The 19,428-nt window shown below is 70.8% G+C and carries 15 protein-coding genes; 7 read left to right on the forward strand and 8 right to left on the reverse strand.

Features of this window, described 5'->3' with window-relative positions; all coding sequences use genetic code 11:
• Positions 1 to 106: 106 nt before the first annotated feature.
• On the reverse strand, positions 107 to 2,929 hold the full coding sequence (gene secA, locus ACFWM7_RS21695) for a preprotein translocase subunit SecA (protein ID WP_383263012.1): 2,823 nt from the start codon (positions 2,927 to 2,929) through the stop codon (positions 107 to 109).
• Positions 2,930 to 3,169: 240 nt separating this feature from the next.
• Here secA and ACFWM7_RS21700 point away from each other — a divergent pair, with 240 nt between their 5' ends.
• Both ACFWM7_RS21700 and ACFWM7_RS21705 read left to right on the forward strand, forming a co-directional pair.
• The gene (locus ACFWM7_RS21700; RefSeq protein ID WP_383263014.1) at positions 3,170 to 3,781 is read left to right on the forward strand and encodes a GNAT family N-acetyltransferase; all 612 of its coding nucleotides are present in this window, start codon (positions 3,170 to 3,172) and stop codon (positions 3,779 to 3,781) included.
• Positions 3,782 to 3,855: 74 nt separating this feature from the next.
• Positions 3,856 to 5,043, forward strand: coding sequence for a winged helix-turn-helix domain-containing protein (locus ACFWM7_RS21705; protein WP_383263015.1), 1,188 nt, complete (start codon positions 3,856 to 3,858; stop codon positions 5,041 to 5,043).
• Positions 5,044 to 5,064: 21 nt separating this feature from the next.
• Here the strand turns inward: ACFWM7_RS21705 and ACFWM7_RS21710 are convergent, their stop codons facing one another.
• The 7 genes from ACFWM7_RS21710 to mtnA all read right to left on the reverse strand — a co-directional run bounded on the left by ACFWM7_RS21710 (position 5,065) and on the right by mtnA (position 13,607).
• Entirely contained in the window at positions 5,065 to 5,820 is a 756-nt protein-coding gene (locus ACFWM7_RS21710) for a response regulator (RefSeq protein WP_383263016.1), read from the reverse strand.
• Positions 5,821 to 6,003: 183 nt separating this feature from the next.
• Positions 6,004 to 6,693, reverse strand: coding sequence for a ribosome hibernation-promoting factor, HPF/YfiA family (gene hpf, locus ACFWM7_RS21715; RefSeq protein WP_006124981.1), 690 nt, complete (start codon positions 6,691 to 6,693; stop codon positions 6,004 to 6,006).
• A 327-nt stretch (positions 6,694 to 7,020) separates the two neighbouring features.
• Positions 7,021 to 7,782, reverse strand: a complete 762-nt coding sequence (locus tag ACFWM7_RS21720; protein ID WP_383263018.1) for a ComF family protein — start codon at positions 7,780 to 7,782, stop codon at positions 7,021 to 7,023.
• Positions 7,783 to 7,868: 86 nt separating this feature from the next.
• A complete protein-coding gene (locus tag ACFWM7_RS21725) occupies positions 7,869 to 9,704 on the reverse strand; it encodes an LpqB family beta-propeller domain-containing protein (protein ID WP_383263033.1) in 1,836 nt (611 codons plus the stop codon).
• 28 nt (positions 9,705 to 9,732) lie between these two features.
• Positions 9,733 to 11,769: an MtrAB system histidine kinase MtrB gene (gene mtrB / locus ACFWM7_RS21730; RefSeq protein WP_383263020.1), complete on the reverse strand. Its 2,037-nt coding sequence runs from the start codon at positions 11,767 to 11,769 to the stop codon at positions 9,733 to 9,735.
• Position 11,770: 1 nt separating this feature from the next.
• Positions 11,771 to 12,460 (reverse strand): two-component system response regulator MtrA, encoded by a 690-nt coding sequence (mtrA, locus tag ACFWM7_RS21735; RefSeq protein WP_007448372.1) that lies wholly within the window; start codon positions 12,458 to 12,460, stop codon positions 11,771 to 11,773.
• Positions 12,461 to 12,464: 4 nt separating this feature from the next.
• Positions 12,465 to 13,607 (reverse strand): S-methyl-5-thioribose-1-phosphate isomerase, encoded by a 1,143-nt coding sequence (mtnA, locus tag ACFWM7_RS21740; RefSeq protein WP_383263023.1) that lies wholly within the window; start codon positions 13,605 to 13,607, stop codon positions 12,465 to 12,467.
• 140 nt (positions 13,608 to 13,747) lie between these two features.
• Here mtnA and ACFWM7_RS21745 point away from each other — a divergent pair, with 140 nt between their 5' ends.
• From ACFWM7_RS21745 to ACFWM7_RS21765, 5 genes are read left to right on the forward strand one after another with little or no spacing between them, the layout of a single operon-like run.
• Positions 13,748 to 14,959, forward strand: coding sequence for a hypothetical protein (locus ACFWM7_RS21745; RefSeq protein WP_383263025.1), 1,212 nt, complete (start codon positions 13,748 to 13,750; stop codon positions 14,957 to 14,959).
• A 4-nt stretch (positions 14,960 to 14,963) separates the two neighbouring features.
• The gene (locus tag ACFWM7_RS21750) at positions 14,964 to 15,653 is read left to right on the forward strand and encodes a DUF4129 domain-containing protein (protein WP_383263026.1); all 690 of its coding nucleotides are present in this window, start codon (positions 14,964 to 14,966) and stop codon (positions 15,651 to 15,653) included.
• Positions 15,650 to 16,900, forward strand: a complete 1,251-nt coding sequence (locus tag ACFWM7_RS21755; protein WP_383263027.1) for a DUF4350 domain-containing protein — start codon at positions 15,650 to 15,652, stop codon at positions 16,898 to 16,900. Before ACFWM7_RS21750 ends, ACFWM7_RS21755 begins: the two co-directional genes overlap by 4 nt.
• Positions 16,897 to 17,934, forward strand: coding sequence for an AAA family ATPase (locus ACFWM7_RS21760; protein ID WP_383263029.1), 1,038 nt, complete (start codon positions 16,897 to 16,899; stop codon positions 17,932 to 17,934). The genes ACFWM7_RS21755 and ACFWM7_RS21760 overlap by 4 nt, the downstream gene beginning before the upstream one ends.
• 10 nt (positions 17,935 to 17,944) lie before the next feature.
• Positions 17,945 to 19,258: a DUF58 domain-containing protein gene (locus ACFWM7_RS21765; protein ID WP_383263031.1), complete on the forward strand. Its 1,314-nt coding sequence runs from the start codon at positions 17,945 to 17,947 to the stop codon at positions 19,256 to 19,258.
• Positions 19,259 to 19,428: the final 170 nt, after the last annotated feature.

The raw sequence follows: 19,428 nt of genomic DNA on the forward strand, positions 1-19,428 counted from the left end.
CCGCCCGCCGGCGGCGCGGGCCCCCCCCCGGTCGCGGGGGGCCTGCCGCGCGGCGCCCCCCCCCCCCCCGGCCCCCCCCCCCCCCGCCGGGGTACAGCCCCTACTGCTACTTCTTGCGACGGCGACCGCCGCCACCGCTCTTCTGCGCCTTGCGGCGCTCCGCACGCGTCATACCGTCGGCAGAACCGGACCGCGTGTCACCGGTGGTGTCGTCGTTGGCGAAGTCGCCCTCGACGACTCCGCCCTCGCCGTCCACCGTGGGAGCGGAGAAGTGGAGCCGGTCCGGCCGCTGTGGGGCCTCCAGGCCCTTGGCGCGGATCTGCGGGGCGGCAGCGGCGCCCTCCTTCTCCAGCGAGGTGCGCTCGGCGCCGTCCTGTACCGGAACCTCCTCGACCTGCTGCTCGACCTGGACCTCCAGGTTGAACAGGTAGCCGACGGACTCCTCCTTGATGCCCTCCATCATGGCGTTGAACATGTCGAAGCCCTCGCGCTGGTACTCCACCAGCGGGTCCTTCTGGGCCATGGCCCGCAGGCCGATGCCCTCCTGGAGGTAGTCCATCTCGTAGAGGTGCTCGCGCCACTTGCGGTCGAGCACCGAGAGGACGACGCGTCGCTCCAGCTCACGCATGATGTCGGAGCCGAGGGTGTTCTCGCGCTCCTCGTACTGCTCGTGGATGTCGTTCTTGACCGACTCGGCGATGAACTCGGCGGTGACGCCCGCCAGGTCCCCGGCCGCCTCCTCCAGCTCCTCGACGGTGACCTTCACCGGGTAGAGCTGCTTGAAGGCGCCCCACAGCCGGTCCAGGTCCCACTCCTCGGCGAAGCCCTCGGCGGTCTCCTGCCGGATGTAGTCGTCGATCGTGTCGTCCATGAAGTGCCGGATCTGGTCCTGGAGGTCCTCGCCCTCCAGAACGCGGCGGCGCTCGCCGTAGATGACCTCGCGCTGCCGGTTGAGCACCTCGTCGTACTTCAGGACGTTCTTACGCGTCTCGAAGTTCTGCTGCTCGACCTGCGACTGGGCGGAGGCGATGGCGCGGGTGACCATCTTGTTCTCGATCGGGACGTCGTCCGGGACGTTCGCCATCGACATGACGCGCTCGACCATCTGGGCCTTGAACAGGCGCATCAGGTCGTCGCCCAGCGACAGGTAGAAACGGGACTCGCCCGGGTCGCCCTGACGGCCGGAACGACCGCGCAGCTGGTTGTCGATACGGCGCGACTCGTGGCGCTCGGTGCCCAGCACGTAGAGCCCGCCGAGGTCCTTGACCTCTTCGAACTCCGCCTTCACGGCCTCCTCGGCCGCCTCCAGCGCGGCGGGCAGCGCGGCCGCCCACTCCTCGACGTTCTCCACCGGGTCGAGGCCGCGCTGGCGCAGCTCCGCCTCGGCGAGGTCGTCCGGGTTGCCGCCGAGCTTGATGTCAGTGCCTCGGCCGGCCATGTTCGTCGCGACGGTGACGGCGCCCTTGCGGCCGGCCTGGGCGACGATCGTCGCCTCCCGGTCGTGCTGCTTGGCGTTGAGGACCTCGTGCTGGACGCCGCGCTTGGAGAGCTGCTGCGAGAGGTACTCGGACTTCTCGACCGAGGTGGTGCCGACCAGGATCGGCTGGCCCTTCTCGTGCTTCTCGGCGATGTCGTCGACGACCGCGGCGAACTTCGCGACCTCGGTGCGGTAGATCAGGTCCGACTGGTCGGCGCGGACCATCGGCCGGTTCGTCGGGATCGGCACCACGCCGAGCTTGTAGATCTGGTGGAACTCGGCGGCCTCGGTCATCGCCGTACCGGTCATGCCGGAGAGCTTGTCGTAGAGGCGGAAGAAGTTCTGCAGGGTGATCGTGGCGAGGGTCTGGTTCTCGTCCTTGATGTCCACCCCTTCCTTCGCCTCGATCGCCTGGTGCATGCCCTCGTTGTAGCGGCGGCCGGCGAGGATACGGCCGGTGTGCTCGTCGACGATCATGACTTCGCCGTCGATGACGACGTAGTCCTTGTCCTTCTTGAACAGTTCCTTGGCCTTGATGGCGTTGTTCAGATAACCGACGAGCGGGGTGTTCACCGACTCGTAGAGGTTGTCGATGCCGAGCCAGTCCTCGACCTTGGCGACGCCGGACTCGTGGATGGCCACGGTCCGCTTCTTCTCGTCGACCTCGTAGTCGCCGGTCTCCTCGATGCCCTTGAGCTGGTTGCCCGCCTCGCCCTTGGTGAGACGCGTGACCAGCTTGGCGAAGTCGCCGTACCACTTCGTGGCCTGGTCGGCCGGGCCGGAGATGATCAGCGGCGTACGGGCCTCGTCGACCAGGATCGAGTCGACCTCGTCGACCACGGCGAAGTTGTGGCCGCGCTGGACGAGCTCCTCCTTGGACCACGCCATGTTGTCGCGGAGGTAGTCGAAGCCGAATTCGTTGTTCGTGCCGTACGTGATGTCGCAGGCGTACTGCTCACGACGCTGGGCCGGGGTCATGTTGGCGACGATGCAGCCGACGGTCAGGCCGAGGAACTTGTGGACCCGGCCCATCATCTCGGAGTCACGCTCGGCGAGATAGTCGTTGACCGTGATCAGGTGCACGCCCTTGCCGGAGAGCGCATTCAGATACGTGGGCAGGGTGCCGACGAGGGTCTTGCCCTCACCGGTCTTCATCTCGGCCACATATCCGAGGTGCAGGGCGGCGCCGCCCATCATCTGGACGTCGTAGTGGCGCTGTCCGAGGACGCGCTTCGCGGCCTCACGGACCGTGGCGAACGCTTCGGGAAGCAGGTCGTCCAGGCTCTCGCCGTCCGCGTACCGTTCCTTGTACTCGTCGGTGAGCGCCCGCAGCTCGGCGTCGGAGAGGTTGACGAAGTCCTCTTCGATGGAGCTGACCTGGTCCGCGATGCGGTGCAGTTTGCGCAGGATCTTGCCTTCGCCTGCACGCATGAGCTTGTTGAAGACGGACACTGAGGCTGGTCTCCTTGCCGGTCGGGCCTGGCACTGGGTCGTGTAATGGACTCTGGCGCGGGCACGGCAGGTGGGCCCCACCGCAACGGCCATCGTAAGCGAGGACACCACCGCGTCGGGAGGGCTGCCGTCGCGTGGACCTCGCCGCACCCTTACAGGACAACGGTCCAGACGCACGGAAGGTGCCGGGAAGCCCGAAAAGTGCTCGCATCACGGCAGCGGGCTCACGAGAATCGGCCCATGGAGCCGATCACCCTCACCACGGAACGCCTGCTCCTGCGGCCCTTCGGCCCGCAGGACACGTACCGGGTGCACGCCGCCTGTCAGGACCCGGACATCCAGCGCTGGACGGTGATCCCCTCCCCGTACCGCCTCACCGACGCGGAACTGTTCACCACGAAGCTCGCCCCGGCGGGCTGGCAGGACGACTCCTCCTACGGCTTCGCCCTGATCCTGCGGGAGACCGGGGCGCTCGTCGGGGCGCTCGGCATCGACCGCCGCAGCCGTCCGGGGACGTACGAGGTGGGCTACTGGTCCACCAAGGAGCACCGCGGCCGCGGCTACGTCACCGAGGCGGTGCTCGGCTCCGCCCGCTGGGCCTTCACCTCGCTGGGGGCGGACCGGCTGGAATGGCGGGCCGAGATCGGCAACGTGGCCTCCCGGGCCGTCGCCCTGCGGGCGGGGTTCCGGCTGGAGGGCGAACAGCGGTCCGGGCTGCTCAACAAAGGGGTGCGGCGCGATGCCTGGACGGCCGCCCTGCTCCCGTCCGACCTGGGGCTCGCGGGCGCCCACCCGTACGTCCCCGAGCGGCACGCGCCCCAGCCCGGCGGGGCCCCGGATTCCGGGCGTTGACCGACCTGGCCGCCCGTGATCCACGGGCGGAATCCGGGGCCGGACTGTCAGTGGCGCCGTCTAGGGTTCGACGTATGACGCCTGTGCCTCCTCCCGCAGTCGAACTCTCCGCCGACCAGGCCCGCCGCATCGCGCTGCGCGCCCAGGGCTTCCTGGGGGCTCCGGACCGCCGGGCGGGGGTGCCGGGGGTGCTGCGCCACCTCGGCGCGGTCCAGCTGGACACGATCTCGGTGCTGGCCCGCTCGCACGAGCTGATCCCCTACGCCCGGCTCGGCCCGGTGGGCCGCCGGACGGTGGAGGACGCCTACTGGTCGGGCGGCCGCACCTTCGAGTATTGGTCGCATGCCGCGTGCATCCTGCCCGTCGAGGAGTGGCCGCACTTCGCGTTCCGCCGCCGCGCCTACCGCTCCCGCCCGCACTGGGGCCACGATCTGCCCGACGGCGTCTACGACACCGTGATCAAGCAGCTGCGCGACGAGGGCCCGCTGACGGCCACCGAGCTGGGCGGCGCGAAGAACGGCGGCGAGTGGTGGGACTGGTCGGCGTCCAAGGTCGCCGTCGAGCGGGCCCTGATGTACGGCGAGGTGGTGTGCACCGAGCGGCGCGGCTGGAAGCGGATCTACGACCTGGCGGAGCGGGCCATTCCGGAGGCCCTGCTGCACGACGGGCTGAGCGACGCCGAGTGCCGGCGGCGGCTGGTCGCGCTGGCGGGGAAGTCCCTCGGCGTCGGCACCCGCAGCGACATCGCGGACTACCACCGGCTGAAGGGCGAGGAGTTCGACGCCGTGGTGGCGGACTCGGGCCTGATCCCGGTCGTGGTGGAGGGCTGGGCGAAGCCGGCCTGGGCGGACCCGGAGGCCCTGGCGAAGGAGCCGCGCGGCCGCCACCGTACGACGCTGTTGTCGCCGTTCGACTCCCTGATCTGGGAGCGGGCGCGCACGGAGCGGATCTTCGACTTCACGCACCGGCTGGAGGCTTACGTGCCCAAGCAGAAGCGGATCCACGGCTATTTCGCGATGCCGTTGCTGGCGGGCGGGAAGCTCCAGGGCCGGGTCGACCCGGCGCGCGAGGGCACCACGCTGGTCGCCAAGCAGGCATCGCTGGCCGGCCCCAAGGCGGTGGTCCCAATGGCCGAGGCCCTGGTGGAGGCGGCCGCCTGGGTGGGGTGCACGGACATCCGGGTGGACCGGGTGGACGCCCCGGAGCTGCGCGAGCCGCTCAGGACGGAGATCGGCCACGCGCTCCAGCGCGCCTACCGCTGAGCGGCTGCCCGCGCCGACCGGCTACCTGATCTCCAGGATCTTCTCGCGCATGGCATAGACCACGGCTTCCATCCGGGAGTGCAGCTGCAGTTTCTCCAGGATGTTGCGGACGTGGTTCTTCACCGTGTTCTCGGAAATGAACAACTCCTTGGCGATATCCCGGTTGTTCATGCCGGTCGCCACGAGTTTCAGCACCTCCAGCTCGCGTTCGGTGAGCCGGGGCGCCGGCACGAGCCGCCGCTCGTCGGTGCGCTGGATCATCGATTTGAATTCGGTGAGCAGCTTGGAGGCCATGGAGGGGCTGATCTGGGACTGCCCGTCGGCGACCGCGCGAATGGCCGTGGCGACCTCGTCGGTGGAGATCTCCTTGAGGAGATATCCGGTCGCGCCCGCCTTGATCGCCTCGTAGAGGTCGGCCTCCTCGTCGCTGATCGTCAACATGATGATCTTCGCGCTGGGGGCCACCTCCTTGATGGCGGTGCAGGCCTCGATGCCGCCGCGCTTGGGCATCCGGACATCCATCAGAACGATGTCGGGCAGCAGGTCGGCGGCCTTGTCGACCGCCTCGGAGCCGTCCCCGGCCTCGCCGATGACCTGGATGTCCTCCTCCTGCGCGAGGACGATCTCCAGACCCCTGCGGAAGAGCGCGTGGTCATCGACCACGAGGACCCTGATGGGCTCCTTGCGTGAAGCGCCGTCCGCTTCGGTGCCGGCATACGCGCCGGTGTCGTCGTCGGAGTCATTCGCATCGCGCACGGGCCCGAAGGTGTCCGCCATCGTTCCTCCCCCTGAAGGCCACGGCCTGAAGTGTCGGTCGTTCGCCAACGGCACCTCACGGAACACCGATTGGCTCGGTCCGCCATGATTCCATGCCCGGGCCCCGGCACGGTGGTCCTGTGCCCGTACGCGGGTGCCCCCGGTGGCGTGAAAACGCCCCGGGGGCACCCCGCCGATGCAGCCTCAGCCGCCGAGCGCACCGCCCGCGCCGCCTGCTTCGTCCGCGGCAAGCGGGTCGGTCCTCAGGTGGATGACGCCGTAGTCGTAGGCGTGTCGCCGGTAGACGACGCTGGGCTCCTTCGTCTCGGAGTCGACGAACAAGTAGAAGTCGTGGCCGACCAGTTCCATCTCGTAGAGCGCCTGGTCGAGCGACATGGGTGCGGCGGTGTGGGTCTTCTCGCGCATCACGAGCGGCCCTTCGCCCTGCACTTCGAGCGAGCCGATCTTCGTGGTGGGGACGGGCGCCGGCGACTGGTCGCCGACCAGCTCACCGTCCTCGTCGAACGAAGCTACGCCGGGGACGACGTCCCCGACCTCGGCAGCCGACAGACGGCCGTTGCCACGGCGGCTGTAGCGCTTGTCGTGCTGCTTGCGCAGCCGGGCCTCCAGCTTTCCGGTGGCCAGGTCGAGCGCTGCGTAAGGGTCGCCCGCCGCCGCTTCCGCCCGGATGACCGGTCCCCGGGAGCGGAGCGTGATCTCCACCCGGTCGGAACGGTCGGCCTGACGGGGATTCGGCTCCTTGGACACCTCGACGTCGAGGCTGATCACCTTGCCGTCGAACTTCTGGATCTTGTCCAGCTTCAGCTTCTCGGCCACGTGCTTGCGGAACCGCTCGGGCACCTCGGTCTTGCGGCCCTTGACGACGATGTCCACGCAGAACTCCGTTCCCGGATCGCCCCGCTCAGCGGCGGAGCATCTCCCTTTTGCACCAGGCCCCGGAGATCACCAGGGCCTCGGACTCGGTGGCTTTCGCCTCCTCCTCCCCCGCCGGAAGGGTCGCAACCCCACCGACTTTGCGTGCTTCTCCTACCGGTGAGTTACCTGCCCGAAACCTGATGGTGCATTCATCGAGGTCCGGCATTCACCGTTCCTCACAACCGAACATAGCCTGCACAGCGGGGTCTCGGCACCCGCTACTGGCACGTACCTCCATTCAGGGGGTATTGCCCTCTCATTACCTGCAACGATGCAGGTTCTCGGTCAGTTCCGGTTTATTTCGAAGGCGGAGGGAGAGGCTGCCACGACCGCCGCCCGGCACCCTCCGTGCACGGAGGGCTCCCGACCGGCGTCGCACGCCGCGCCGACGGCCCGTGCCGCCTCCGCCAGCGTCGATCCCGTCGTCAACAGATCGTCGACCAGGATCACCCGGCCGTGACGGAGAGGGCCGTCCCGGAGGAGTCGCCCGCCCTGCGCCGTCAGCGCCAGTGCGCCGGCCAGGTTCGCCCGCCGTTGCCGCGCCCCGAGCCCCGACTGGTCGGCGACCGCGCGCCGCTGCCGGAGCAGCGGAAGCACCCGGGCCGGCAGACCCGCCCGCCGCAGCTCCCGCGCGGCCGTGGCGGCGATCCTGCGCACCGGGTCATGGCCGCGCGCCGCGGTCGCGGAACGCGCGGAGGGCACGGGGACCAGCAGCAGAGGCCCCGCGAGCCGCGAGGCTCCCGCACCGCCCGGCTCCCCCATCCCGGCCCGTACGCAACCCGCCAGGGCCCGCCCGAGCGCCCCCGCCAACCCGAGTGCCCCGCGCTCCTTGTGGGCCAGCAGAACCGCGCGTACGGCGTTCTCGTACGGCGCGGCCGCATACACCGCCGGAAGCCCCGGAGGCCGGGGCGAGGGCCGGACCCGGCGGGCGGGGCCGCCGTGCAACGCCGCCCGGCAGACCGCGCACAGCTCGGCACGAGGTCTGCCGCAGCCGGCGCAGGCCACCGGCAGCAGCAGCCCGGACAGCTCCTGCCACACGTGCCGCATGACCCCACTGTGCCGGGCCCGCCGGGACCGGACCACCCCTGTGGAAAACCCCGGAGGCTCGGGCGGAACCGCCCCCGGCTACCGGATCAGCCGGGGTAGACCAACGACGTGCCCTTCTTGAGCACCGTCTGCCAGTTGTCCCCCGGCGAGAGCCTCACTATGCCGTCGCTCACGGTCTCCGCCATCAGCGGAAGCAGCTCGTCGTCCGCCGCGGCGACCGACTGGACCTGGTTCACGCCGGGAAGCGCCCCCGAGGCCGACGTGGAACCGTCCGCCTGCACGTAACGCACCTGCTGGACGCCGCCCTCCTCCTTGCCGACCACCACCAGACGGCTGCGTCCCGACCAGGAGATGGCCGACACGTCCGTGAGCTGCGGTGCGGCCTGGCGCAGGTCCTCGACCGAGATCTCGGGCGCCACGGAGGATCCCCGGCGCTCGACCCGGCCGATGTTCAGCGTCGTACGGCCGTCCTTCGTCAGCAGCAGAGCGATCCGCACCCCGTCCGCGGACATCCGCAGCTCCTCGATCCGGCCGCCGTCGAGGCCGGGCACCCGGACCTCCTGCGGCTCGCCCGTACCTCCGGCCAGCCGCAGCAGCCTGGGTCCTGCCGGATCACGGTCGGCGACCCACAGGTCGCCGCGGCCGTCCCAGCTCGGCGGCGACAGCCGGTCGGCGGCCTTCTTCGCCGCGCTGGTGACGAGGGGCTCGGCCAATTCGCCCTCCGTCTCCAGGGAGGACACGTAGAGGTGCTGCCCGTTGGAGGAGATCGCGGCGGCCCGCTGTTCGTCCCGGGCCACCCCGACAGCGCCCATCGGGACGGCGCCCGCGCCGAGGGGGCCGCCCACGGGCTCCGGCGTTCCGGTGCCGTCGGTGGAGCCGGGGATCCGCTCCACCTGCCCTTTCTCGTTGATGAAGTACTGGCTGTCGGCCCCGTCCGAGCCCTGGTCGGCGGAGAACTCCGGCGCGTCGTCGGCGTCCAGTGCGCAGAGCCGCCCCTCGCCGCCCTCCAGTTCCACCTTCTCGACCCGGGCCGAGGTCAGGTCCCGGAGCGTGTACAGCACCTGGGCGGCCATCATCCGGCAGGCGCTCCGGCCCACCGTGTCGGCCTTCTGGTTGAGCGGCACCTTCAGGACGTTCTGATCGTCCGGCGCCAGCGCGGTGACGCCCTTACGCAGGGCGGTCCCCGTGGGGAACCGGGAGTCGACCACGGGCCGCAGCCAGTTGGTCGGTCCGGCGAGCAGCGTCCTGACGGTCTGGGTGGCGGTGTCCATGCGCGTGACCGGATCCGTGCGGTTGCGTACGTAGACGGGGTCCGCGACGAGCGTCGACCGGCCGTTGGTGCGCCCGGTGGCGTAGTAGTACTTGTTCACGGAGCGGTAGAGCCGCTTGAAGTCGGACTGCCCGAGGACCAGGCCGTCCGGCACGATGTCGATGCGCCACTCCTTCTTCCCCTCCGCCACCTGTTCCAGCACCAGATGCAGGGTCTGGGAGTAGGCGGTGGGCGCGAGCGGCTGGTAGGAACTCTGGGCGTCGACCGCCGCGACCTTCTCGCCGGTCAGCGTGTAGGTCGTCTCCCGGTCCCGGGTGGCCCGGTTGTCCTCGTCGTGGAGCAGGGGGCCGCTGCGGTTGGGGGCCTGGGCCAGGACCGTGGTGCTCCCGCTCGGCTGCCAGGTGCGCCGGGCATCGGCGCTCAGATACTTCCGCGTGGTCGCGAACGCGGGATCGTCGCTGGTCATCGACTCCAGGAAGCCGTCGACGATCTCGCTGGGCGGCGCGCCGTCCCGGGGCGCCACCGCGTACACCTGCACCTGGGAGTCCCCCGGCTGCGAGGCGTCGACCGCCTTGACGTCCCCGGTCACCGGCATCGAGCCGCATCCGGCCAGCACGACGATGCCGCAACCGAGCAGCGCGGACTTCCGCACCGCCCGTCCGTGGCCGCCCGGACGGCGGTCAGTACCCACGAGTGGTGTCCTCCTGGTCGGATTTCTGTACGCCGCTGCCCACGCCACCGGGGCGTTCCGGGGCCTGGCGCGCCACGACACGTGCTCCGTTGCCGGGCAGCGCGGCGGGATGCACCGACGAGGGCGCGCCGCTACGGGCGACGGGCCCATGGCCGGGCACGGGCAGCGGCGGACGCGCACCCGCGCCGGGCTGGGGCGGCACGGACATCAAGCGGTGATCGCCCGACGTACCCGACCCGGCCTCGTCGCGCTCCCGGTTCTCCCGGTTGCGCCGCGAGTCCTCGGGCTCCAGCGGTATCGGCGAACCGCGCAGGGGCTCGTCCGCCGTACGCGGCAGGGTCAGCCGGAACTGGGAGCCGCCGCCGGGCTCGCCCCAGGCCTGGAGCCAGCCGCCGTGCAGCCGGGCGTCCTCGACGGCGATCGACAGGCCGAGACCCGTGCCGCCGGTCGTGCGGGCCCGCGCCGGGTCGGCGCGCCAGAACCGGTTGAAGACCCGGGTCGCCTCGCCGGGCTTGAGCCCGACCCCGTAGTCCCGGACGGCCACGGCGACCGCGCCCTGGGCCACGCCCATCCGCACCACGACGTCCCGGCCCTCGCCGTGCTCGACGGCGTTGACCACGAGGTTGCGCAGGACGCGTTCGACGCGGCGGGCGTCGGCCTCGGCGATCACCGGCTGGTCGTCGCCGACGACGAGGATCCGGGTGCCCTTGCGCTCGGCGAGCGGCTCGGCGCCGCCGATCACCCGGTGCACCACGGTCCGCAGGTCTATCGGCTCGGCCTCCAGGGCCGCGGCGCCCGCGTCGAAGCGGCTGATCTCCAGCAGATCGGCGAGCAGCGACTCGAACCGGTCGAGCTGGTCGCCCAGCAGTTCGGCGGAGCGCGCGGTGACGGGGTCGAAGTCGGCCCGTGCCTCGTGGATGACGTCGGCGGCCATCCGCACGGTCGTGAGGGGGGTCCGCAGCTCGTGGGAGACATCGGAGACGAAGCGCCGCTGCATCCGGGAGAGCTCCTCCAGCTGCTGGATCTTCAGCTGGAGGTTCTGGGCCATCTTGTTGAAGGCCTCGCCGAGCCGGGCGATGTCGTCCTCGCCGGTGACCTTCATGCGTTCCTGGAGCTTGCCGGCGGAGAGCCGCTCAGCGATGCCGGCCGCCATCCGCACCGGTGTGACGACCTGCCGCACCACGAACCAAGCGATGGCCCCGAGCAGCACGACGACGAACAGTCCGGCGGTCGCCAGGGTCGTCTTGACCAGCGTCAGGGACTTCTCCTCCTGCGTGAGCGGGAAGAGGTAGTAGAGCTCGTAGGGCTGCTGATCGATGTCGTAAAGCCGCTTGCCGACGACGAGCCCCGGCTGCGACTCGTTGCCGTACGAGTACCGGATCAGGGAGTACGTCTGGAAGGCGCCCTGTCCCTTGCTCACGTTCTGCCGCAGGCGCTCGGGCACGCTGGACGCCTCGACGCTGCCGGAACCGCGTGCGGCACGGCTGCCCGCCCCCTCGGTCACGGAATCGGCGCTGAGCGCCACCACGTTGAAGGCGTTCTTGCCGCCACTGGCGAGCTGGTCGACGAGCTCGGTGCGCCAGGAGGTGCTGCCGGTCATGCCGTCGGCGCCCTCGCTCCCCTGGCCGCCGGGGGCGAGGGGAGCGTTCGCCTTCTCCTGGGCCGCGGCGAAACCGCCGGCGGCTTGGGTCTGGGCGGCCTTGCCCTTGGCGTCGAGCAGGCCGTTGCGCACCTGCCCGATGACGACGAAGCCGAGCAGCAGCACGACCCCGATCGACATCAGAAGGGTGCCCGCGACGACGCGGAGCTGCAGGTTGCGCCGCCACAACCGGACGGCGGGCAGCAACGGACGACGCACCCACCGCATCAGCAACCGCGGTACGGGCCCGCCGGGCGTCCGGTCCTCGAACAACCGGCCGCCCTGCAGGAAACGGCTCATACGTGAAGCCTTCCGTCCCGGGCCGGCAGCCCGCTCCGTACGGACTCCCGGCTCCCCGGGCCCCGGAGCAGCACTGCCTCGGGCCATCTCAGCTCGGTCCGGCCTTGTAGCCGACGCCTCGGACCGTCACCACGATCTCCGGCCGTTCCGGGTCCTTCTCGACCTTGGAACGCAGACGCTGGACATGCACATTCACCAGGCGAGTGTCGGCCGCGTGACGGTAACCCCACACCTGCTCCAGCAGGACCTCACGGGTGAAGACCTGCCACGGCTTACGGGCAAGCGCGACCAGCAGGTCGAACTCCAGCGGAGTCAGGGCGATCGACTGCCCCTCCCGCTTCACGGAGTGGCCGGCCACGTCGATGACCAGGTCACCGATGGTCAACTGCTCCGGCGCGGGCTCTTCGGACCGCCGCAGACGTGCCCTGATCCGGGCAACCAACTCCTTAGGTTTGAACGGCTTGACGATGTAGTCGTCGGCCCCTGATTCCAGGCCGACCACGACATCGACAGTGTCGCTCTTGGCAGTGAGCATGACGATCGGCACACCGGACTCGGCCCTGATCAGCCTGCACACCTCGATGCCGTCCCTTCCGGGCAGCATGAGGTCGAGCAGCACCAGGTCCGGCTTGGCCTCACGAAATGCGGCCAGTGCCTTGTCGCCGTCCGCTACGAACGACGGCTCGAAACCTTCTCCACGCAGCACAATCCCGAGCATCTCGGCCAGTGCGGTGTCGTCGTCGACGACAAGGACGCGTCCCTTCATAATCGACATCATCCCATTAGCTAATCGTTACCTGCGATGACCTGGCACACAGCTCCGCCAGTCCGACCCCCGTGACCGGGGAAATCGCGCCCTCCTCGGTGACGATCGCCGTGATCAGTTCCGGCGGTGTGACGTCGAAGGCCGGGTTGTACACCGGGGCTCCGAGGGGTGCGACGACGATCCCGCCTCCACCGTCGGCCGAGAGATCCTGCGGCGATGTGAGCTCCGTCACTTCCTTCCCGGAACGCTGCTCGACGATGATCGATGTGCCGTCCGGGGTCTCCAGGTCCACGGTCGTCGTCGGCGCGACCACGATGAAGGGGACGTGGTGGTACTTCGCGAGCACGGCCAGCGGGTAGCTCCCCACCTTGTTGGCCACCGAGCCGTCCGCGGCGATGCGGTCGGCGCCTATGAGCACAGCGTCGACCTCCCCCGCCGCGAGCAGGGACCCCGCCGCGTTGTCCGTGAGCAGGCTGTACGCCAGACCGTTCCGCGCCGCCTCGTACGCGGTCAGCCGGGCCCCCTGGAGCAGCGGCCGCGTCTCGTCGACCCACAGCCGTCGCAGCCGCCCCTGCCGGTGCACCCGCAACGCCACCGCGAAGGCCGTCCCCTCGCCCCCGGAGACCAGCGCCCCGGTGTTGCAGTGGGTCAGCAGCTGGTACGCACGGCCCGGCAGCAGCTCCTCCAACAGCGCCTCGCCGTACTCGGCCATACGCCTGCTGGCCTGCGCGTCCTCCCGGTGCAGTGCCCGCGCCTCGGCCAGCGCCGCCGACGCAACCGCCTCGTCTCCCTCCCCCTTCCCGGCCGCCTCCCAGTAGGCCGCCGCCACCCGCCGCACCCCGTAACCGAGGTTCACCGCGGTGGGCCGCGCCCCCTCCAGCAGTCCCGCCGCCTCCACGACGTCGAAGCCCCTCGCCGCCGCGAGCGCCACCCCGTAGCCCCCGGCGATCCCGAGCAACGGAGCCCCGCGCACCGCCAGCGTCTGGATTGCCCGCACCAGCGCGGGCACATCGGTGCACACCAGCTCGACCTCCTCGGCCGGCAGCCGCGTCTGGTCGAGAAGCACCAGCACGGGGCCTTCCGGAGGCTCGTCCCAGCGGAGTACGGAAAGCGCGGGAGGCTCGAAGCCCACCGATGATTGCGCGTCCTGATCAGCCATCTGTCCAGTCTGCCCGGTGAGGCGCCCGCATATGAAGGCGCGAACGAGATGGAGCGGCTGGTCCGCCCCGGACCGGCGCGTGGCACGATGGCTGCCAACCTGCCGCCCCGATGAGCGGTCAGGACGGTGAAGGAGCGAGAATGAACGACTCTCCGGGCTGGGCGTCGCCCGGATCTGCCCCCTCCGACGGCAAGGAGACGGCGATCCCCCGCCCCTCCGACCCCCAGGACGGAAGCGGCCCGACGGGACAGTGGTCCTCCGAGCAGCCGCCCCCCGGGCAGTGGTCCCCACCGAGCAATCCCGGCAGCGGTCCCGGAGCACGGCCGCCCGCACCCGGCTGGGGCGGCGGCCCGCAGCGACAGGGCTGGGCAGGACCGCCCCCGGCCGCGAAGCCCGGTGTCATCCCGCTGCGGCCCCTGAGCCTCGGCGAAATCCTCGACGGCTCCGTGTCCGCCCTGCGCGCCCACTGGCGTACCGCACTCGGCTTCAGCCTGGCGGTCTCGGTGGTCACCCAGATCGCCGTCGTCCTCCTGCAGCGCTACGTGCTTCCGGAACCGACCTCCGTCGACCCGAACGCCACCGGCTCCGAGGCCCTGCGCCAGGCCACCGATTCGGCCCGCTCGACACTGCTCTCCCTGGCCCCGGCCTCCCTCCTCTCGATGATCGCCACGCTCTTCACCGCGTCGGTCGTCACCGTGGTCATCAGCCGCTCCGTGCTGGGCCGCCCCACCACGCTCTCCGACTCCTGGGCCGAAGCCCGCCCCCGCGTCCTCCCGCTGCTCGGGCTGACCGTGCTGGTCTCCGTGATCATGGTCGCCATCATGGCCGTGGGCATCGGCCCCGGCCTGTTGCTGGGCTCCGAGGCCGGTGCGGCACTCGCCTTCCTCGGCTTCGCCGCCGCCTGCGTCGTGATGCTCTGGCTGAACGTGAGCTTCGCCCTCGCCGCCCCCGCGCTGATGCTGGAACGACAGAGCATCGTGGCCGCGCTGCGCCGGTCGGCGAAGCTGGTCCGGGGCGCCTGGTGGCGAACCTTCGGGATCCTCGCCCTGACCTATCTGCTGACCTTCCTGCTGACGTTCCTCGTCTCCATCCCGTTCACCGCCATCGCAGTGATCGCCGACGGAACCGAGGCCAGCGACCTCTTCGGCAGCACCACCCCCTCCTTCGGCTGGTCCTTCCTGATCGTCACCGGCATCGGCGAAGTGATCGTCTCGACATTGATCTACCCCTTCGTCGCCGGCGTGATGGCCCTCCTCTACATGGACCAGCGCATCCGCCGCGAAGCCCTGGACCTCGACCTCGCACGGGCGGCGGGCTTGCCCGGCTACGGCGTCGACACCCCCAGGAGCTGATGCGGTGTCGGGGGCGGGGGGCATCACCACAGCACGGCAGGACACCGCGGCGGGCGACATACCCGTGGACACTCCACGTCTCCCCGCACGGGAGGCGGCCGAGAGCGAACTGTCCAAGCCGATGTACCACGAGAACGACCCGAACTTCCTCCAGCGCGCCCTGAACCGGTTCTGGGACTGGATCGCCGGAGTCTTCGACGCCGCCGCGGGCGCCGCCCCCGGCGGCCCTGCCGGACTCGTCGTCCTGGTCGTCGTCGTGATCGGCCTCATCGCCGCCCTCTGGTGGCGGCTCGGCACCCCGCAACGCTCCTCCCGGAGGGCGGACGCCCTCTTCGACAGCGACGGCCCCCGCAGCGCGGCCCAGCACCGCGCCGCCGCCGAAGCACACGCCGCGGCCCTGCGCTGGACCGAAGCCGTCCAGGAACGCATGCGCGCCATCGTCCGGTCCCTGGAAGAGCGTGCCCTGCTCGACCCCCGCCCCGGTCGCACCGCGGACGAGGCCGCAGCCGAAGCAGGCCGCACCCTGCCCGAGCACACCGCCCGACTGCGCGCCGCCGCCCGGAGCTTCGACGACGTGACATACGGGGGCCGCACCGCGGACCAGCCGGCATACCTGGCCCTGCGCACCCTCGACCTCGACCTCGACGAGGCGAAGCCGCTACTGCCCGGAACCTCCCGAGGAGCGACCGGATGACCGCGGCGACCACCACCTCCCCCACCTCGACGGCGCCCACCCCCGGCCAGGTCTGGACCCGTACCCGAGGCGTCCTGGCCGTCGTCCTGATCCTCGTCGTCGCCGGCATCACGTTCGCCGTCGTACGCTCCGGAACGAACCACGGACAGCTCGACCCCCGCTCCGCTGACCCCAAGGGCAGCCGTGCCGTGGCCGAACTTCTCAAGGCACGCGGCATATCCGTCACCGTCGCCACCACTCTCGACGAGGCAACCGCCGCGACCGGACCCGACACCACACTCCTGGTCACCGGCCCCAACCTCCTGGCCCGATCCCAGCAGCTCCGGCTGGAGGAAGCGACCTCCGCCTCCCCGGGACGCACCCTCCTGGTCGCCCCGGGGCCCGGAGCCACGCACCGGCTCGCCCCCGGCATCCGCGCCCAGTCGCACCAGGCCCCCAGTGCTCTCGCCCCGGCGTGCGAGCTCCCCGTCGCCCGGCGGGCCGGCACAGCGGACATGGGCGGCACGCGCTACACGACGCAGGACCCCACCGCCGTCGCCTGCTACCCGAGCGCAGGCCTCCCCAGCCTGGTCGTCCTCCCGACCGGAGCGGGCGGCGACACTGTCGTCCTCGGCTCCCCCGACTTCCTCCAAAACGAGCGTCTCGACAAGCAGGGCAACGCCTCTCTCGCCCTGCAACTCCTCGGCTCCCGTCCCCATCTCGTCTGGTACCTCCCCTCTCTCACCGATCCATCCGTGACTACCGATGACGGCGCCCCCGGCGACGGGAACGAGGAACAGTCGGAGGGCGGAGCGAGGGAAGAGGCAGCCGCCGAGAGCAGCTTCCTCGACCTCGTCCCCTCCGGCTGGCTGTGGGGAACGCTGCAACTCGCCCTCGCCGCAGTCCTCGCCGCCGTCTGGCGGGCCCGCCGACTCGGCCCCCTGGTAACGGAGCGGCTGCCGGTGGCCATCCGCGCATCCGAATCCGCCGAAGGCCGCTCCCTCCTCTACCGCAAGGCCAACGCCCGCGACCGGGCCGCCGACGCCCTCCGAGCCGCCACCCGCACCCGCATCGCGCCCCTCACCGGTGTGCCCGCCCGTGACGCGCACAGCCCCGACGTCCTCCTCACCGCCGTGTCCGCACGCATCACCGCCGCGGACCGCGACCTCGGCGCCCTGCTCTTCGGCACGGCTCCCTCCACCGACACCGCCCTGGTCCTTCTCGCCGATCAACTCGACGCCCTCGAAAGAGAGGTACGCACTTCATGAGCGCCCCGACCCCCGAGCCGGCCGAGTCGGCCGAGCCCACGGTGCCCGCAGCGGCCCCCGTGAGGCCTGCGGAACCGGAGCCGTCCGACAGCGCCCGCGCTTCTTTGGAGGCTCTGCGCTCCGAGATCGCCAAGGCCGTCGTCGGCCAGGACCCGGCCGTCACCGGACTCGTCGTCGCGCTGCTCTGCCGGGGTCACGTACTCCTCGAAGGCGTGCCCGGAGTGGCCAAGACCCTGCTGGTCCGTGCCCTCGCCGCTTCACTCGAACTCGACACTAAGCGCGTCCAGTTCACCCCCGACCTGATGCCCAGCGACGTCACGGGCTCACTGGTCTACGACGCACGCACCGCAGAGTTCTCCTTCCAGCCGGGCCCCGTCTTCACCAACCTGCTGATCGCCGACGAGATCAACCGCACCCCTCCCAAGACCCAGTCCTCCCTCCTGGAGGCGATGGAGGAGCGACAGGTCACCGTCGACGGAACGCCGCGGCCCCTGCCCGACCCCTTCCTCGTCGCCGCGACCCAGAACCCCGTCGAGTACGAAGGCACCTACCCCCTCCCCGAAGCCCAACTGGACCGCTTCCTACTCAAACTGACGGTTCCGCTCCCCTCGCGGCAGGACGAAGTCGACGTCCTCACCCGTCACGCCGACGGCTTCAACCCGCGCGATCTGGCGGCCGCAGGGCTACGGCCCGTTGCCGGACCCGCCGATCTGGAAGCAGCACGCGAGGCCGTCGCGAAGACGACCGTCTCCCCCGAGATCGCCGGCTATGTCGTCGATATCTGCCGTGCCACGCGCGATTCCCCCTCACTCGCCCTCGGCGTCTCTCCCCGAGGCACCACCGCACTGCTGTCGACCGCCCGCGCCTGGGCCTGGCTGACCGGCCGGGACTATGTCATCCCGGACGATGTGAAGGCCTTGGCGCTCCCCACCCTCCGTCATCGCATCCACCTGCGGCCCGAGGCGGAAATGGAAGGAGTCACCCCCGACTCCGTCATCGCCTCAGTGCTCGCCCACGTGCCCGTACCCCGATGAGGCGGTGACCATGGCCCTCACCGGACGTACGGCGCTGCTGGCAGCCCTGGGGTCACTCCCCGTAGGCATCCTCGCTCCCAGCTGGGCCGGGATGCTCGCGGTCAATGCCCCGCTCTCACTGGCAATTCTGTGCGACTACGCCCTGGCCGCGCCAGTGCGCACGCTCCGATTCACTCGATCCGGCGATACATCTGTTCGACTCGGTGACGCGGTAGAAGCGCAACTGACAGTCACCAACACCTCGCGTCGGCGTCTACGCGCCCAGCTACGGGATGCCTGGCCCCCCAGCAGCTGGGCCTCAGGCACCGAACGCCGCGCCTCCCGTCACACGCTGACGATCCCCGCCGGGGAACGCCGACGCTTGGTCACCGTTCTGCACCCGACCCGTCGCGGCGAACGGCAGGCGGAGCGCATCACGGTCCGCTCGTACGGACCGCTCGGCCTCGCCGCACGCCAGGGGCAGCACCGGGCCCCGTGGACCGTACGGGTCCTGCCACCGTTCACCAGCCGCAAGCACCTGCCCTCCCGGCTCGCCAGGCTCCGGGAACTGGACGGCCGCACCAGCGTCCTGACACGCGGTGAGGGCACGGAGTTCGACAGTCTGCGGGCCTACGTGCCCGGGGACGACACCCGCTCCATCGACTGGCGGGCCACCGCACGCCAGTCCGCGGTAGCGGTCCGGACATGGCGCCCCGAGCGTGACCGGCACATCTTGATCGTCCTTGACACCGGCCGCACGTCGGCGGGGCGGGTGGGTGACGTCCCCCGCCTGGACGCCTCGATGGACGCCACGCTCCTTCTCACCGCTCTCGCCGTGCGCGCCGGCGACCGGGTGAGCCTCCTCGCCTACGACCGCCAGGTCCGAGCCCGCGTCCAGAGTAGAACGGCCGCGGGCAACGTCCTGCCCACCGTCATCAACACCCTGGCCACGCTGGAGCCCCAGCTCATCGAGACGGACGCCCGCGGCCTGGCCAACGCGGCTCTCACCGACGCCCCTCGCGGTTCGCTGATCGTTCTCCTCACGACGCTGGAGGCCGCCCCCATCGAGGAGGGGCTTCTCCCGGTGCTGCCTCAGCTCGCCCAGCGCCACACCGTTCTTGTGGCTGCGGTCTCCGACCCTCGGATCGAGGAAATGGCCGGCGCCCAGGGAACGGTCGACTCGGTGTACGACGCGGCAGCCGCCGACCAGGCCCAGGCCGACCGTCGGCGCACGGCCGACCGACTTCGGCGCCACGGCGTCGTCGTCGTGGACGCCACCCCGGACAACCTGGCTCCCACGCTTGCCGATACGTACTTGGCCCTCAAGGCCGCAGGTCGTCTCTGAGGTACCTGCGAAGACCGCCGGCTGTTGCAGAGCTCTCTCTGCTCGCCGCCGGTCTTGCCTGGCCCGGAACGCAGGAAAGCCCCGCACCATACGGTGCGGGGCTTTCCCGGAAAAATTGTTCGGCGGCGTCCTACTCTCCCACAGGGTCCCCCCTGCAGTACCATCGGCGC

Origin of the sequence: Streptomyces sp. NPDC058375, assembly GCF_042723425.1 — a bacterium.
Taxonomy (GTDB): Bacteria; Actinomycetota; Actinomycetes; order Streptomycetales; family Streptomycetaceae; genus Streptomyces; species Streptomyces durocortorensis.

Excerpts from the sequence above, each read along its gene's own strand:
- mtnA (WP_383263023.1), bottom strand. The coding sequence starts at position 13,607 with ATGGCTGATCAGGACGCGCAATCATCGGTGGGCTTCGAGCCTCCCGCG.
- ACFWM7_RS21710 (WP_383263016.1), bottom strand. The coding sequence starts at position 5,820 with ATGGCGGACACCTTCGGGCCCGTGCGCGATGCGAATGACTCCGACGAC.
- mtrB (WP_383263020.1), bottom strand. The coding sequence starts at position 11,769 with ATGGCCCGAGGCAGTGCTGCTCCGGGGCCCGGGGAGCCGGGAGTCCGT.
- ACFWM7_RS21700 (WP_383263014.1), top strand. The coding sequence starts at position 3,170 with ATGGAGCCGATCACCCTCACCACGGAACGCCTGCTCCTGCGGCCCTTC.
- ACFWM7_RS21765 (WP_383263031.1), top strand. The coding sequence starts at position 17,945 with ATGGCCCTCACCGGACGTACGGCGCTGCTGGCAGCCCTGGGGTCACTC.
- ACFWM7_RS21760 (WP_383263029.1), top strand. The coding sequence starts at position 16,897 with ATGAGCGCCCCGACCCCCGAGCCGGCCGAGTCGGCCGAGCCCACGGTG.
- mtrA (WP_007448372.1), bottom strand. The coding sequence starts at position 12,460 with ATGATGTCGATTATGAAGGGACGCGTCCTTGTCGTCGACGACGACACC.
- ACFWM7_RS21745 (WP_383263025.1), top strand. The coding sequence starts at position 13,748 with ATGAACGACTCTCCGGGCTGGGCGTCGCCCGGATCTGCCCCCTCCGAC.
- ACFWM7_RS21720 (WP_383263018.1), bottom strand. The coding sequence starts at position 7,782 with ATGCGGCACGTGTGGCAGGAGCTGTCCGGGCTGCTGCTGCCGGTGGCC.
- ACFWM7_RS21705 (WP_383263015.1), top strand. The coding sequence starts at position 3,856 with ATGACGCCTGTGCCTCCTCCCGCAGTCGAACTCTCCGCCGACCAGGCC.
- ACFWM7_RS21755 (WP_383263027.1), top strand. The coding sequence starts at position 15,650 with ATGACCGCGGCGACCACCACCTCCCCCACCTCGACGGCGCCCACCCCC.